Origin of the sequence: Spirosoma sp. (assembly GCF_048594605.1) — a bacterium.
Lineage (GTDB): Bacteria > Bacteroidota > Bacteroidia > Cytophagales > Spirosomataceae > Spirosoma.
In genome coordinates this window covers 1-17,113 of record NZ_JBMDWV010000250.1, presented here as the reverse complement: position 1 = coordinate 17,113, position 17,113 = coordinate 1, and the positions used below count along the sequence as shown (strand labels likewise).

General features: G+C 49.3%; 10 protein-coding genes. 4 read left to right on the top strand and 6 right to left on the bottom strand.

Annotated features, from left to right (window positions below):
- Window positions 1-510: 510 nt before the first annotated feature.
- The 3 genes from bshA (at window position 511) to ACOJS8_RS15570 (ending at window position 3,933) form a co-directional block, all read left to right on the top strand.
- The gene (bshA, locus tag ACOJS8_RS15580; RefSeq protein WP_420149467.1) at window positions 511-1,647 is read left to right on the top strand and encodes an N-acetyl-alpha-D-glucosaminyl L-malate synthase BshA; all 1,137 of its coding nucleotides are present in this window, start codon (window positions 511-513) and stop codon (window positions 1,645-1,647) included.
- A gap of 118 nt (window positions 1,648-1,765) precedes the next feature.
- Window positions 1,766-3,103 (top strand): NAD(P)/FAD-dependent oxidoreductase, encoded by a 1,338-nt coding sequence (locus ACOJS8_RS15575; RefSeq protein ID WP_420149466.1) that lies wholly within the window; start codon window positions 1,766-1,768, stop codon window positions 3,101-3,103.
- Window positions 3,104-3,285: 182 nt separating this feature from the next.
- Window positions 3,286-3,933: a sterol desaturase family protein gene (locus ACOJS8_RS15570; RefSeq protein WP_420149465.1), complete on the top strand. Its 648-nt coding sequence runs from the start codon at window positions 3,286-3,288 to the stop codon at window positions 3,931-3,933.
- An 88-nt stretch (window positions 3,934-4,021) separates the two neighbouring features.
- On the opposite strand, the gene ACOJS8_RS15565 is transcribed toward ACOJS8_RS15570, so the two are convergent.
- The 6 genes from ACOJS8_RS15565 to ACOJS8_RS15540 form a co-directional block, all read right to left on the bottom strand.
- Window positions 4,022-5,086: a family 43 glycosylhydrolase gene (locus tag ACOJS8_RS15565; RefSeq protein ID WP_420149464.1), complete on the bottom strand. Its 1,065-nt coding sequence runs from the start codon at window positions 5,084-5,086 to the stop codon at window positions 4,022-4,024.
- A gap of 73 nt (window positions 5,087-5,159) precedes the next feature.
- A complete protein-coding gene (locus ACOJS8_RS15560; protein ID WP_420149463.1) occupies window positions 5,160-6,740 on the bottom strand; it encodes a RagB/SusD family nutrient uptake outer membrane protein in 1,581 nt (526 codons plus the stop codon).
- A 45-nt stretch (window positions 6,741-6,785) separates the two neighbouring features.
- Window positions 6,786-10,199 (bottom strand): SusC/RagA family TonB-linked outer membrane protein, encoded by a 3,414-nt coding sequence (locus ACOJS8_RS15555; protein ID WP_420149462.1) that lies wholly within the window; start codon window positions 10,197-10,199, stop codon window positions 6,786-6,788.
- Window positions 10,200-10,259: 60 nt separating this feature from the next.
- Window positions 10,260-11,330, bottom strand: a complete 1,071-nt coding sequence (locus ACOJS8_RS15550) for a FecR family protein (RefSeq protein ID WP_420149461.1) — start codon at window positions 11,328-11,330, stop codon at window positions 10,260-10,262.
- A 203-nt stretch (window positions 11,331-11,533) separates the two neighbouring features.
- A complete protein-coding gene (locus tag ACOJS8_RS15545; RefSeq protein WP_420149460.1) occupies window positions 11,534-12,655 on the bottom strand; it encodes a sialidase family protein in 1,122 nt (373 codons plus the stop codon).
- A 78-nt stretch (window positions 12,656-12,733) separates the two neighbouring features.
- Entirely contained in the window at window positions 12,734-13,327 is a 594-nt protein-coding gene (locus ACOJS8_RS15540; RefSeq protein WP_420149459.1) for an RNA polymerase sigma factor, read from the bottom strand.
- Window positions 13,328-13,487: 160 nt separating this feature from the next.
- On the opposite strand from ACOJS8_RS15540, the gene ACOJS8_RS15535 reads away from it, so the two are divergent.
- Window positions 13,488-17,003 carry a VCBS repeat-containing protein gene (locus ACOJS8_RS15535; RefSeq protein ID WP_420149458.1) on the top strand — a complete coding sequence of 1,172 codons (3,516 nt, stop codon included), beginning with the start codon at window positions 13,488-13,490 and terminating at the stop codon, window positions 17,001-17,003.
- Window positions 17,004-17,113: the final 110 nt, after the last annotated feature.

Here is a 17,113-nt window from a genome sequence, read left to right as displayed (position 1 = left end):
CTCTTACACAACACCTCTTACTAAAGTACAATAAAACGGGGTGGCGACTTAGTATGTCACCACCCCGTTTTATTGTACTTTTCTACTAAATGGGTTAGTAAAAAATCAATTTCTAACTAAATTTATAGTTTACCCCCTCTTTCCCGGTTACCTCTTTTGGTGTTTTGTTTTTTTCTGCTTTTCCTTTCCCCTTTGTTATTTCTCAATGCGTCAGCGACTTTTTGATTTTTTGCTTCAGCGCCCTGGATGCCGTTTTTTTTCGACAACACAATCTTTGTGTTAGTTGACTTATCTGGGTTCATTTGCCGTTTCGCACCAAAACCGCGGACGATCGCAACGGCAACCCGTGCATTTAGTCCCTTTTTTAATTTTACCTATGAATGAAATAGGGCCTGATTTCTTTGATAGCTAACTTTTCCCCTTTTTCTTCTTCATTTCTCTTTTTTCCCTTCCGCCCGAATGAATCCTTTCCCCCTAATTTGTTGTTGAAAGACAAACTCGTTCTCACGCATGAAAATTGGCATCGTGTGTTATCCGACCTTTGGGGGAAGTGGCGTTGTCGCTACCGAACTGGGAAAGGCGTTGGCTAAAAATGGCCACCAGATTCACTTCATTACGTATCAACAGCCCCCCAGGCTCGATTTTTTTAATGAAAATGTCTTTTATCACGAAGTAAATATACCGTCGTATCCCCTCTTCCAGTACGCACCGTACGAGTCTGCGCTGGCCAGTGAAATGGTCAATGTCGTAATGAACGAAAACGTCGATTTACTGCACGTTCACTACGCGATTCCTCACGCATCGGCGGCTTATATGGCAAAAATGATTCTGCGCTCGCAGGGACGTAACATACCCGTTGTCACTACGCTTCACGGTACTGACATTACGCTCGTGGGCAAAGATGCGTCGTATGAACCCGTTGTTACGTTCAGTATCAATGAGTCAGATGGTGTTACGTCCGTATCGGAAAATCTGCGGCAGGATACGTATAAGCATTTCAACGTTCATCGTGAGATCGAAGTCATTCCGAACTTCATTGATTTGAGTCGCTTCAAACGTCAGCAGAAAGAGCATTTCAAAAAAGCCATTTGTCCAAACGGCGAAAAACTGATCGTTCACACCTCAAACTTCCGGCGCGTGAAACGTATCGACGACGCCGTCATGACGTTTTATCACATTCAACAGCAACTACCCGCTAAGCTTTTGCTGGTTGGCGACGGCCCCGAACGCGCCCGGATTGAGCGGCTCGTGCGCGACCTCGGTATCTACGACCAGGTTCGGTTCCTGGGCAAACTCGATGCCGTGGAAGAGGTTCTATCCGTAGCGGATTTGTTCCTTATGCCCTCCGAGAACGAAAGCTTCGGATTGGCGGCTCTCGAAGCGCTGGCTTGCGAAGTACCCCTTATTACGTCAAATGCCGGGGGCTTGCCCGAACTGAACGTACAGGGTGTAACAGGTTTCCTCAGTCCGGTTGGCGATGTAGATGATATGGTCAAAAACGCATTGTACGTACTTGATGATGCGCACCTGCCTACCTTTAAAGAAAACGCACTGACACGGGCTAAAGAATTTGAGTTATCGCGTATCCTGCCTTTCTACGAAGCCCACTACGAGCGGGTGCTGCAAGCAGTAATGGATAACGTTTAATGAACAATTACTAATGAATTATGGATAATGGAAATAACTCTTCTCTTCTAAACCTCTGGCGGATTGGCGATCTTATTTCTTTTTCATCGTTCATTGTACCGTATACACGATTGACTAAATGAATCCAAACATACCTCAAACAGATCGGAAACGTGTTGTGATCGTTGGCGCAGGTTTTGGAGGCCTGAAACTGGCGCGGAAATTATCGCGACGGAAAGAATTTCAGGTCGTTCTGATTAACAGGCAGAATTACCACGAATTTCAGCCTTTGTATTACCAGGTGGCTACCGCTGGCCTGGAAGCTAACTCGATTCTTTTTCCGTTACGGGCCGTGTTTGGCAATTGTCAGAATGTTCATATCCGCGTCACCAACGTAACGGGTATCCGTCCAGCTGAAAAAACCGTTGATACAGAGCTTGGTTCTGTTACGTATGACTACCTGGTGATGGCTACGGGAGCGGATACAAATTTTTTCAATCAGCAAAACATCATCGAAAATGCGCTGCCGATGAAATCGGTATCCGAAGCGATTGCGTTACGTAACCGGATTTTACAAAATTTCGAAGATGCCCTGAGCGTTGAAACGCTGGACGAAAAAGAAGGGTTGATGGACGTAGTGGTCGTTGGTGGCGGGCCAACAGGTGTTGAGCTTTGCGGAACGCTGGCCGAAATGCGAAAGACGGTTCTGCCGCGAGACTATCCCGAGCTGGATTTCAAGATGATGGACATTTATCTCATCGAATCGGGTGGCGAACTGCTTGGGCCTATGTCTGTCGAATCGCAGGAACATTCGCTGGAATATCTGCAAAAATTAGGTGTTCATGTCCGGCTGAACACGCGGGTGAAGGATTTCGACGGGCGAATTGTAACCATGAATGACGGCTCGACACTACGTACCAATAATCTCATCTGGGCAGCGGGCGTCCGGGCGAATCCACTGGCGGGCTTACCTCCCGAAGTCATCGGGCGCGGCAATCGGGTGATGGTCAACCGGTACAACCAGATACAAGGTTTTACCGATATTTTTGCGATTGGTGACGTAGCGTTGATGGTTGAAGATAAATGGCCAAACGGACATCCACAGGTTGCGCAGCCCGCTATCCAGCAGGGAAAACACCTGGCTAAAAACCTTTTGCATTGGATTAACAACGAACAACCCGAAGAATTTACGTATCACGATCTGGGCACGATGGCAACGATCGGACGAGGTTTGGCCGTAGTTGATCTGCCTTATTTAAAATTTCAGGGATTTTTAGCCTGGCTTACCTGGCTATTCGTTCACTTAATGTCGATTGTTGGGGTAAAAAATCGTTTGTTCATTTTTCTGAACTGGATGGCTAACTACCTCACCTATAGCAATTCGCTCCGGCTTATCATCCGACCTAAGCTACCCAAAGGCGATGTGAATGCCCTACAAAGAAAATTATCTGATCAGGTAGAGGTAAGTAAGACATAACTAAGATAGTAAATTTGGTTTACTATTTACTGATTAAACTCATTTTCGTTGTACTTTTGCGTCGATAAATTTGATGTTGAGTAGTTTTTAGCATTTATTTGACCAATTAATTCGTTAGCCATAAATACAGCTCGACAGTAGCATAATTGTATTATTACTTTTTTCAATCAACGTATATCCCTATGGAATCAACTACTGAAAAACTGCAGACAATGGCTGGCCATGGTAAAACGCGGCCTAAAAATAGCGGTACTAAAAAGTTGTTTGATAATCCGATTCTGGAAGCACTCTCAAGAACGCATATTATGGTACCGGTCTCGATGTGGCTGGTTCTGTCGGCCTTTCTGATATGGTATGCCTTTACGTATACAGACATGAGTAATAGCACCATCGGTCTGTTGTTTTTGACTGGTCTCTTTGTGTTTACCTTGTTCGAGTATGTGCTGCACCGGTACTTATACCATCTGGCACCAACAACACCAAAGCGGGCCAAGATCCAATATACTTTTCATGGTGTTCACCATGAGTACCCGAAAGACAAAACCCGGTTGGCGATGCCCCCGGCACTGGCAATTTTCGTAGCTGCTTTTTTCTTCGGTATGTTCTTTTTAATGATGGGTGAATCGGCCTATGCGTTTTTCCCGGGCTTCCTGGTCGGTTACACAGGCTATCTGGCCACGCATTTTATTGTCCATGCCTATGCGCCACCGAAGAATATCTTCAAGCAGTTGTGGATCAACCATAGCGTTCACCATTATAAAAATCCCGAAAGCAATTACGGCGTATCATCGCCCCTATGGGATTATGTTTTCAAATCGTTTCAGAAATAAACGATACGTTCTTTCATAAAAATGCCCGCCTAAAACTATTTTAGGCGGGCATTTTTATGACTGGTTTTTATAATCATTCCATATTTATTCACTCACCGCTTGGGCGCCTGATCCACTCTGTTAGGGGTAAAGGCTTGCCGAAGTTTGGCGTGCCATCTGCTTTCCAGCTAAAGCGTTGCATTCGGGGCGACCGTTTGTCGCTACACCCCTGCCCTGCCTGTGGGTTGGCGTGATATAAAATCCAGTCTTCTTTACCGTCGGACGTAGTGAAAAAACCGTTATGACCAACGCCATAAGCGCCATCGGTGGCAGTTGGACCAAAAACGGGTTGAGGAGCTTTCGTCCACGATGCTACGTTCATCAGGTTGGCGGTAGTATCGGCAGTGAGCATACCGAGCGCATACGCGTCGGTACTACAATGGCTGGCCGAATAGATCAGAAACACTTTATTACCGTGCTTCAGAAATTCCGGCCCTTCGTTTACATAGGGCGTTCCCTGTTTTTCCCAGTCATACTCAGGTGATGATACGCGTAAGCGCGGGCCGTCGGCTGTCCACGGATTCGTCAGCTTGCAGAGGTAAATGTGCTGAATGTTGTTACGTTCGGCATACTCCCACCCCGACCAGGCATAATATAACGTACCGTTAATCTGCGTCAGCGTACCGTCGATAGCCCACCGGTCGTCGGGTAATTGTAACTGTCCTTTTGAGGTCCACGTACCGGTCATCGGGTCAGCGGCTTCGTTTTCGAGTACCCACATCCGATGCGTCGTGCCGGGCGCAACAACAGCCGCGTAATAAATATACCAGCGTCCGTTAACGCGGTGGATCTCCGGTGCCCAGATGTCGCGGGTAGCAGGTCCGGTACCGGGTGGCGACCAGACAACGCTCGTTTGCGACTGACCAAGCAGACTCATTTTTTTGGTTTTATAGAGCCGCAAATCACCGCCGGTCGTGTGCATAACGTAGTAAAACCCGTCATGGTAAATCACCCACGGATCAGGTCCGGAACTCAACAGAGGATTCTGAAATCGAGTCGTTGTATCCTGCGTTGTCGGCGTGGGTGTATTTGAACTGGTTGTCGGTAATTTCTTACAGGCCAACATCCCAAAAACTGTGGCTGTCAGTAGCAGAGAGAAAAGTCGCTTTTTCATACGTTTAGTGATTCCTGCTAGTAAAAAAGCCGATTCTCTGGTAGAATCGGCTTTGTTGAGGTTTGACTGTTTCTTACCAGTTAGGATTTTGCTTAATGTTTGGGTTAGCATCCGTTTCGTATAGCGGTATTGGATACAGTTCGCTTTTCCCTTTCACAAACGTACTGAAATCCGTATCGAAATCAGATTCGTTCGCGGGTTTCTTGCCGGCGTCAGGCCCGGCCAGTTCAGGGCCGAGAATACCGTAGCGTTTCATATCCCAGAACCGTTGCGTTTCACCGGCCAATTCAACCACCCGATCATGACGTAACTGCTCGCGGAAAGCGGCCTGTGTCATCGTCAGAGGCAGTTCTTTCATGTTCACCCGCGTACGCACTTTATTGGCAAATGGAATACCTGCTGTTGTTTGCCCCTGTTCGTTCAGGGCTTCAGCATAGAGTAAATACACATCAGCCAGACGAATGACGCGGTCGTTAATTCCCGAAAAATAACTATCCGTCGACTGGTAATAAGCCGTGTATTTAATCCAGAAGCGATCCCGCTGAGGCAAGTAATCACTGCCAGCCGCCAACTTAGTCAGATCTTCATACGAGTAGCCATGCGTTTTGAGTGAGCTTCCTGAGTAGAACATTGTGTAGTCCAGGCGATAGTCTTTGTTGCCGTTTTTGTCTTTCTCCTTCAGAAATTCATTCAGCAGCCATTTCGTTGGCTGTCCATCGCACCACCCTCCTTTGTTAAAGCCAGTGGTATTGCGTAGCCCAAAAAACTGGGCGCGTTCCGACGACTCGGATCCACCTGCTACGTCATAGTTAACCGCGCCACCCACTTTACTTTCGTTCTCGTCGTAATACTGAATCTCAAACAAGGATTCTTTATTGTTCTCCAGTAACGTAGTAAAATTGTCCTTGAAATCGGGCACCAGGTCAAATCGTGTAGGCGTCTGATCAATGATTTGTTTGAAGGCGGCTGTAGCTTCGACCCATTTGCGTTGTTGCATGTAGGCTTTCCCCATCAGGGCAATGGCACTGTACTTGTGCAATCGACCCACATCCTGACCCGTATAGCTTTCGGGCAGATCGGCGGCCGCTTCCTGGCAATCTTTAATAACCTGCTCAAAAACCTGAGCCTGGGTATTTTGTGCGGGACGGTCGCCTAGTGTCTGCGAGGTCAGCACCAGCGGTACGTTCCCCCAGATATTCGCCATGTTGTAATAAAAATAAGCCCGAATCACTTTGGCTTCCGCCACGACTCGCTTCTTCAACGTAGCATCCATATTGATGTTCGGTACGTTCTCCAGCACCTGATTGGTACGGTATATGCCCTGATAAGCCGCCTGAAATGGCTCAATATTCATCGCAATGTTATAGTCAGTCACGATGAACTTGCTTATGTTACCCAGGTCGGTCCAGGGGCTTTGGCTGTAGCCTTCGTCAGAGCTAAGATCGGTCAGGAAGCGTATCCAGAGCGAGAACCGGCGGTCCTGCATGGCACTATAAGCCGCGTTAACGCCTTTGATCGCATCATCGGATGTTTTCCAGAACGTAGCGGTAGAGGCCTGGTTAGGGTTAACCTGGTCGAGCAGTTTGCTCTCGCTGCAACTGAACAGGATTCCCCCGCTCATCATGGCAGTCAGCACCAGTGTTTTCGTATTCATAAAAAAATCGTGTTAGACGAGAGTTCGAATGATTTGGTTGATGGCTTAGAAACTCAGTTGCAGACCTGCACTAATCACGCGGGACACGGGATAGTTACCCTGGTCAATGCCACGCCCGATATAGTTGCTACTATTTTGAGCACCAGCCCCTACATCACCAATCACATCAGGGTTGTAGCCCGAATACTTTGTGATTGTCAACAGATTCTGCGCGTTTAGATAAATCCGGGCCGATCCCATTTTCAGTTTACTCAACATGGCCGCCGGGAAATTGTAAGCCAGTTGCATGGTCCGAATCCGACCATACGCGCCACTCTCTACCCACCGATCCGTATTGAAAGCGGGATTCAGCGTAGGGTCGCCTTTAATGGGCTTAGGGGTTATGTTTGAACTACCCGCCCCGGTCCAGAAGTCGACGTCCGAGCGCACATTCTGCACATCGTCGAAACGGCCGGTCCAGTTACGAGCGCGGTTGAACAGCAGATTACCCGACAAGCCCTGGAAGAAAATTGTAAGTTCGAAGTTTTTATACCCGAGCGAGATATTAGTACCATACTCAAGTTTAGGGAATGGGTTACCCACAATTTGCCGGTCGTCATTATTGATCTGGCCGTCACCGTTCGTATCCACGTAGCGAACATCGCCTGGCGATACGTTAGGCTGCTTAGGACCAGCGTCGATTTCTGCCTGGCTCTGAAAAATCCCGTTCTGTTTTAGTACGTAGAAAGCCGCCAATGGACCACCGACTTCAGTACGCGTAATCTGACCGTAGCCATACAACGGCTGGTTGCCATTGCTGGGCACCAGTTGCAACGCTTTGTTACGGATGCTGGTGATCTGCCCATTGATGCTGTACCGGAAATCACCTTTTTTATCCTGATACGTTACGCTCAGCTCAACGCCTTTATTCTCGATCTTTCCGAGGTTATCGTACGGGTTGTCGCCCTGATTACCCGCGGTGATTGGGATAGGAACACGTAGTAACAGATTTTTCGAGAGCGAGTAGAAATAGTCCGCCTGCAACTGAATTTTGCCGTTCAGGAACGTAGCGTCAATCCCTATATCGGTTGTGGTTTTACTCTCCCATTTCAGGTTAGAATTCTGCAACTGACGGTTCGTAGCACCCGGAACAATGGTGTTGCCACCACCCAGTACGTAGTTCAGGTTCGGCTGAATCGTAGGGTCAAGCGAGTAAGGCGCGATGGCCTGGTTCCCCACCGATCCATAGCTGGCCCGCAGGCGAAGGTCGCCCAGGAACGTAACGCCCTGCATAAATGCTTCCTTATTGATGTTCCAGGCTGCCGAAACCGATGGGAAGTAAGCCACCTGGTTATCTTTCGGGAAGTTCGAGGAAGCATCCCGGCGTAAGTTGGCCTGAATATTATACCGATCATCGAACGTATAATTAATCCGACCCAGGTACGAGATCAGCCCCTGAATTTCCGAACGGCCTTCGGTACGGGCGCTGGTGGTACCCGCATTCTGCTGATAGAATTCACCGACGATTCCTTCCGTATGGGCAAAAATTTCGTTGAAATCGAACCGTTGGCGTGTGTATCCCAACAACGCGCCAAACTGATGTTTACCAATGGTTTTATTGATATTCAACGTGTTCTCAACCAACGTATTGAAGAAACGTCCGTTACGATCGTCCAGAATACCATTGGGGGCGCTGGGGCTATTGTAACTGAGAGCACCGGGGCGGGTGAAATATTTATTCTGATAATTACTGAAATCCAGCCCTACACTTAACCGATACGTCAGCCAGGGCAGAATCGCGTATTCGCCAAATACATTTCCCAACAGCTTGTAGCTATTGCCTGTGTCGTCGTCTTTCGCCTGCTGGCCAATTGGATTTGTGCCGAACGTAGCGTTATCGGCGTTACCATAGCCGTACCCACTCGCATTATTCGGGTCAAATACCGGAATGGTAGGCGGCATCCTCACTACGTTGTCGAACGGTTGACCAATAACCCGCCGTTGGTTAACATACGCTAAGTAAGCCGATTCGCCAATCGTTAATTTACCCCGCGTAACGCCAGCATTGACGCGAGCAGAATATCGTTTGAAATACGGACTTACTTCGGTGCCATCCGTTTTCCGACCCCGAATGGTGCCATCCTGCGAAAAATAACCCGCTGAAATCCGGTAGTTCGACTTATTCGCACCGTTATCGACCCCGCCCGAAATACTGACGTTATGATCAGTAATAGGTCCCGGCTTAATTAGCTCCTCCTGCCAATCAGTATTGTAGCCACCTTTGCCGAAATCCGGTACGGGTAATTTACCATTCTGATAAGCGGCTGTCCAGGTTCTGATGTATCGCTCACGGTCGGCTAAGGGCAGCCGGTGATCGATGTTCTGCACACCATAATAGCCGTTATACTCGATGGTTGCTTTACCAGCTTTACCCCGTTTTGTGGTAATTACGATAGCTCCATTCATGCCGCGCGAACCGTAAAGTGCCGTAGCAGCCGCATCTTTCAGAATCGTTACGCTTTCCACATCATTTGGGTTAAAATCAGCAGCCGCGCTACCAATAATTACCCCGTCGATAATATAAATCGGGTCCTGATTAGAACCGAACGTACTGGAGCCCCGGATTTTGATGCTGGCGGTAGCACCTGGTGCGCCCCCTGCGGAAGCTACCGTAACGCCAGCCGCCCGACCCTGAATCTGATCGACGACCGAAGCCGCTTGTACTTTCTTGGCATCGGCCACATTCACGATACTCACCGCTTCGGTCAGGTTGGATTTTTTTACCGTACCGTACGATACCACAACCACCTCGTCGAGGGTACGATTGTCGGGCGACAACTGTAAATTGATACTGGTACGGGTACCGATCGTAACATCCTGACTAACGTAGCCAACACTGGATATGGTCAGCGTAGTAGCGACATCACTCACATTTAGCGCGAAGTTACCGTTAGCGTCAGTGGTAGTACCGTTGTTGGTGCCCTTTTCAATGACGTTTGCGCCGGGCAAGCCCCCGCCTTTTTCGTCAGTCACCTGACCGGTAATCCGGCGAACAGCGCTCACTTCACTGACTACGTCCGACCGGCTTTCGTCGGACGCGACCGGAGGGTTTGTCGTAATGGACTCTGGTTTAGCAGTAGGCTGAATAACGTAGAGGTTATCTTTTATTTTTCGGTAACGCAGTCCCTGATCAGTCAGCAACTGGCTCAGGCTCTGCTCTAAAGTAGGTGCGTCAATTTCTGTTTCCGTCAATCGGCCTGCAATCAGGCTTTCTTCGTAGGCGAAGTTTACCTTATAGCGTCGTTCCAGTTCATTCAGCGCTTTCTTGATCGAGCGGGCCTTGTTCGGTCGAATATCGACAGACGAATGCTCCATCTTCGTTTGCGCCCGGGTCAGCAACTGGGCAACCGAGGCATACGGCAGGCTAAATAGCGCCGATCCTGTTATCCAGAGCGAAAGGGTTAAGGACATTTTTTTCATGCCAGAAATAAAGTTAAAAGGACGTTGTTATATCGCAGGTTAGCTCAGGTATATAAGTACTTAATGGCGACGTAAATAAATCTGGTTACCCTTCTGATCTGCCGCTACGTCAAAGGTGGTAGCTAAGGTTGTGATCAGGGTTTCGAGATCCTGGCTCGACAGATTACCCGTAAAGCGTCGTTCAGCCAGTGCCGTATCTTCAAAGATCAGCGTAACGCCCCATGTATCGTTCAGTTGCTGGGCAATCTCGCGTAGGGACGTATTATCGAAAGCAAACTGTTTTTTTGTCCAGGCGGTGTGCAGTTGCGGTTTGGAAGGCTGAATAGCTACCTGTTCGATTCCCACCTGAGCGGTTGCCAGATCGCCGGGTTTCATCAGAATAACTTTGGCCTCCTGATCATTTGGTTTTGAGAGTTCAACCTTCCCTTCGGCCAGTACGACCTGCGTATTTCCCCGGCGCGTATTCACGTTAAATCGTGTGCCTAACACCGAAATGTCCAGGTTGGGCGTATGCGTTACGAATTTGAGCCGGCCCGTTGCCGTTTGTTTTTTCGCTACGTTAAAAAATGCTTCCCCCTCCAGCCAGACTTCCCGCTCAGCCTGCTCCTGCCAGGAATTCCGATACGTTAATGTCGAGTTGCCATTGAGCCGAACTAATGAGCCGTCGGGCAGCGTTACGCTTAATTGCTCTCCATAGTTGGTATGCACCTCCTGACGTTTACCGTACTGTCTCCAGGCCCAGCCTCCTCCCGCCAGCAGCAGTAAGCCGGTTAGCGACGCAGCTATTTGCCAGTTCCTGAACGGATAGCTAACAAACCGTTTCAGGAAAAGATTGGAGCGATTTGACCGTTGTTCATGAGGTAATGGTTGCCGATCGTAGGCCAATTCCAGAACTTGCCAGATACGTTCCTGACTGGCATTGGTTAAATCATCATGCCGTGCGCGCAGATGAAGCAGAATACTACTGGCCTCATTGATAATAGCCTGCTGATCAGGATGCCGAAGCATAAAGGTATGCCAGAACGACATCGTCTGCTCGTCGGGCTGAAGCACCCAGCGCCGAAACGATTCATCCAGCACAAAATCACTGACTGAATACTGACTATAATCCGGTGTATTTGCGAAATTCATTGATAAAAGCAGGCAGAATTATAGTCGAAAGAATTAGCCGAACCAGATTATCCCTCCCGACGACTTATTTTTTTGCTAAATTTCATCGGCTGAATGCTACCTAAGCCCCTAAATCCCCTGAAGGGGACTTTGCTCACGCGTAGACCAAGTCCCCTTCAGGGGATTTAGGGGTTATAAGACTTTAGGGGGTTAATAATCTAAACCTACCTGGAAAGTTGCCCGAACCGTATCTGAACATTGTGTCCACCACCCGATCGTTCGACAGAGTTCATGACAATGATCTGATTAGGAGCGGGCTCATACAAACTACTCCATAGCATTTTGGGCCAGGCGTCGGTGATACGTTGCCAGGATTTGCCGGAATCACTACTAACCGAAATATGACTGCTATTCGACGAAACGACCAATCGTCCGTCCGTCATCGACAGTAAATAAGGGCCGCCCAACTGATCGGGAATCAGCGTACCTAACCCAACCGGCCACTGAACTCCGTCTGCGCTGATTTTGTAATACACATTGCATTTTTCAGGGCCGCAGATTTCATACACAACCATGTAACGGCCGTCTTTCAGACGGTCCCAGACGGGCATTCCAGGTCGCGACGCATCGTGACCTAGTTCGTAAGCGACCCAGATTTCAGGTCCCCAGCTAGCGCCCAAATCCGTCGAGATTTTCTGAGAGATGATCTGGCTGTACGAAGGATTTTCCGTTACGTGTTTTTCATTGGCGTACATCACCGACAATCGACCGTCGGCCAGAAAACCCATATGCGGTTCGTAGATTCCTTTGTCGGGCTTACCCAAACTACCGGGCGTTCCTTCGGCGGCATCAATCATGCTACGTTTGTTCCAAGTCTTTCCATTATCGGTGCTTTGGTAAACAGGCAATCGATATGATTCCTGCCAACGTACTGACCGACAGGCCAGTAATACGTTCCCATTTGGTAGCTGGCAAAGCTGGGCATTGTCGAGATCACGTCCTGAATCAGTCAGAATAGCGATGTTTTTCCAGGTTTTGCCATTATCGATACTTTCAGAGACCTGTAATTCAAGCCCACCTTTTGGATCGTTTCTATAACCGTTGTTGCGCGAGATCGTGTAGGCCGATAGCCAATTGCCGTTTTTCAGACGTACCATCCGGCCGTATTCGGAACCGTACAGGCCATGCTTGCGCAAATCGGTTCCGCCCGCGTGCGAAACACCACCCGTATCGGCAAACGTAGGCTGATTATCGATCAGGATCGGTTCTTGCCAGATTACGGTCGTATCAGCCTGGTGAAGAACAAGTAAACTCGCCAGAACGAAGGGAGAAAATTTAGTGATCATGGCACAGGTAAATTTGTACCAGTGAAAGAGCCCTTTTCTTCAGATTATCTCGCCGACTACATGATTTTTTACTAAAATTTATTGAACCAGTGCCAATAATAGAAAAACGGCGTTTGTCGGTATCCGTTTTTGCAACGACGCAATGGCTTTATAGATGATCTTGTAAGCCGAGGTTTGTTCAATGCCCATTACGCCTGCAATCTCTTCGTAGCTGAGATTATCAAAGTATTTCAAAAACAGGGCTTCTTTCTGGCGAGCCGGTAAGCTGTTCAGTTCCTGAAGCAGTAACGTCGATTGCTCCTGCGAAATCTGGGCATCGAGCCAAGTCGGTTCGTAGTGAAATTCGATCGTAAAATCCAGGGTATCCAGGTCTCCATCAAAGCGTTGCTCGCTGGTCAGTTTCCGTACAATGTCGCGACGCAGCGCCCGCATCAGGTAAAACTTAATGGAATCGGTACGTCCCAGGCGTTCCCGTGTTTCCAGAATTGTCAGAAACAAATCCTGAAGGCAGTCTTCTGTAATCTGGCGATTCTGGGCAATCTTGTAGCCGTAGTTGTACAGGAGTGGCGCATATTTTTCATACATGAATGAATAGGCTGCTTTGTCGCCATGCAGAAAATCATCCCAGATTTGGGCGTCCGTCGCTTGTTGATAGAGAAGTGCGCTATTCACTGAACCTAAAAATATTGTTAAATCTACGGATTATTGGCTATAAGTTGTCTGCTTTTCACCCGTATTTTTACTACTTCTTCTTTTTATACTTCTATTCCATGGGGATAGAAATGCTCAGCGCTTCCTTATAGCAACAGGTTGTTTTTTGCACACTCAGTATATGCTTTATCGTATTCTTTTGTTAGGTAGTTTCTTCATCAGCCTTCAAGCCTGTAAATCAGAGACATCGCCCGATGCTTTATTTACGTTGATTCGGTCCGATGAATCAGGGCTAACCTTCAACAACCAGATGCAGCCCTTCGAAAACGATACGTTGAATGCCAATACGTATGACCCTATGTATAATGGCGCGGGCGTTGGTATCGGCGACTTCAATCGCGATGGCAAGCAGGACGTTTTTTTTGCAGGGAACAACGTAACGAGTCGGCTCTATCTGAACAAAGGCGATCTGAAATTCGAGGACGTAACAGCGCAGGCGGGCGTCACGACCAAAGCCTGGTGCACGGGCGTCTGCGTAGCGGATGTCAATCAGGATGGCTGGCCCGATGTGTACGTTAGCGTAGCGGGTCCCGACACAAACCGCATGGTTCGGCGCAACCTTCTGTTTATCAATCAATCGACGAAGCCCGGTGCAGTGCCCACTTTCCGCGAAATGGCTGCCGATTACGGTCTGGCCGATAGTGGCATGAACACGCAGGCTGCTTTTTTTGATTACGACCGCGATGGTGACCTGGACTGCTACGTTCTGAACAATGCAGTCGAACGCACCGGACGTAACATCATCCGCCCCCGGCGTCTGAACGGCGAAGGCCCCAGCACAGATCGGCTGTATAGGTGCGAAGGACGCGGAGCAGAGGGCATGGGGCAACGAGCAAATCACCCTGTGCACTACGTCGACGTTTCCCGAGAGGCTGGGATTCTGGCGGAAGGGTATGGATTGGGGCTGACCATTGCCGATCTGAATCAGGATGGCTGGCCGGATATTTACTGCGCCAATGATTTTCTGTCGAACGATGTGGTTTATATCAACAACCATAATGGGACTTTTACGGACCAGGCCACTACGTATTTCAAACACACCAGCTACAACAGCATGGGTGTTGATATCCAGGACATTAACAACGACACCCGCCCCGACGTAATGGTTGTCGACATGCTTCCAGAAGCAAATGCGCGTCAGAAAATGATGCTCATCAAAACGAACTGGGAGTTTTTTCACCTGGCTCGACAGCAGGACTATCAGGACCAATACGTTCGAAATACGCTTCAGCTGAATCAGGGTAACGGCCTGAATGGTCAACCCGTTTTCAGCGAGATTGGTCAACTGGCGGGCGTGTTCCGAACCGACTGGAGCTGGGCACCTTTGCTGGCTGATTTCGATAACGACGGTTTCAAAGACCTGTTTGTAACAAACGGCTACCGACGCGATATTACCAACCTCGACTATGTAGCATACCTAAATAGCCAGGCGTCGAGTTTCGGGATAAGCCGGGCAAGTAATCAACAGCAAACACTGGCCGAACTCTACAAACTGCCTACTGTTCAATTGCACAATTACATCTTCCGAAATCGGGGGGATCTGACGTTTGAAGACCAATCGGAAGCCTGGGGATTTGGCGAGCTAAACTACTCAAACGGAGCCGCTTACGCTGACCTGGACAACGACGGCGATCTGGATCTGGTCATCAATAACATGGACAGCGAAGCGGGTTTGTACCGGAACGAAACGGTCCAGCCTGGCAAGTCGACTATGTATCATTCGCTACGTTTGCACCTGCCCGCCGATGCGCGCGGTTTGGGTGCTCAGGTACGTATCAAAACGCCAGACGGCCAGTTGCCTGACGGTCAGCAGCAAACGGTGGAAGTTCATCCCGTTCGGGGCTATACGTCATCGGTTGAGCCGTTTGTTCATGTTGGGTTAGGCAAGCACACGACGGCAATTGTTTCGGTGCGTTGGGCCGACGGTACGTATCAGGAACTTGGCCAGCTCCCTGCCGATCGTGTCCACGACGTTACGTATAAACCCTCTACCCTATCCCCTGCCCCGAGCCCCCTGCCCTCAGCTCTTTTCACCACCACCGATGCCAGTAAGGCAGGACTGACGTTTCAGCATCAGGAAGCCCCCCTCAATGACTTCGAGCGAACGCCTTTGTTGCCGCAGGTTTATGCCAAAAATGGGCCAGCACTGGCCATTGCCGATGCAGACGGAAATGGGCTGGACGATGTATTTATTGGGGCCGATGCCGGACAAACACGGTCGGTATTTCTTCAAACTTCGCCGGGGCGATTTACGGAGCAGAAACAGGGAGCGAATGATCTGGAAGACATGGGCTCGCTGTTCTTCGATGCCGACGGTGATGGCGATCAGGATTTATACGTAGTGAGTGGGGGCAGCCGACTCCCTGACAGCAGCGGCATTTATCAGGATCGGCTTTATCTGAACGACGGACATGGCAAGCTAACGCGATCGCAGAATATTTTGCCTTTCACTACGTCCTCCGGTTCGTGCGTTGTAGCTGCTGATTTCGACGGAGATGGCGATCTGGATCTGTTTCGGGCAGGACGCGTTAAAGTTGGCCAGTATCCGATGGCGCCAGCCAGTTATTTGTTTCGGAATGACGGTAATAAAACAACCGGGCCACGCTTCACCGACGTAACGGATCAGCTTGCGCCCGGTCTGCGACGGATCGGCATGGTCTGCGCGGCTCTGTGGACTGATTATGACAACGATAACGATGCCGACTTACTGCTGGCCGGCGAATTTATGCCCATTACGTTGCTAACAAACGATAAAGGCAAACTAACCGCTCAGCAGGTAAAAACAGGGTCAAATCAACCGACATCGGGTTTATGGAATTCACTGATCGGGGCCGACTTCGACCTGGATGGCGACATTGATTACATCGCAGGAAACCTTGGGCAGAACACCCGGTATCGCGTATCGGCAACAGAACCGCTACGTGTCTACGCCAAAGATTTTGACGGCAACGGCCAGCTCGACCCGATTCTGACGCATTATTTACAGGGCGAAGAACACATTAGCCCAATCCGTGACGTACTGAACGATCAAATGCCAACGTTCGCCCGGAAGCGCTTCACGAGTTTTCAGAAGTACGCCAATACGTCGTTTGCCGACGCTTTTGATGATAGCGATCTCGACGGAGCCAGCGTCCTGACGGTGAACGAATTACGAAGCTGTTATCTGGAAAATAAGGGTAAGGATGGCTTTGTTGTATCGCCCCTCCCAACGATGGCCCAGATTTCGCCCATCTTCGGGATGCAGACCGGCGATTTCAATGGAGATAGTTTTCCTGACGTATTGCTGGTTGGCAATTCCTACGCATCCGAGACATATTCGGGGTGGTACGACGCCGGGCGGGGCTGTCTGTTACTTGGCGATGGACGCGGGCATTTCCGGGCCGTTCCACCCGACGTAGCGGGTATTCACGCTGATCGGGATGCCAAAGCGTTAGCTTCTATTTCAACGGGTTCCGAGCGGTGGTTTCTCGTGTCGAACAACAATGGTCCAATTCAATTGCTCAAACCAGTGAAACCAATAAACCCTCTGCCTGCAAAATCAGGCGAAACGTATCGACTGGTTAAGCATCGAAATGGTCGAACGGAACGTATTGAATTTTACCACGGGTCAGGGTATATGAGCCAATCATCACGATAACGTAACGTAGCCGGGCTGGCGCACCGGTAGAAACCCGCGTAGCCATCAGGCTAAGTTGTAGCGACTAATCGTGGTGGGGGGGGGGGTTGCCCCCCCCACCCCCCGCCCGG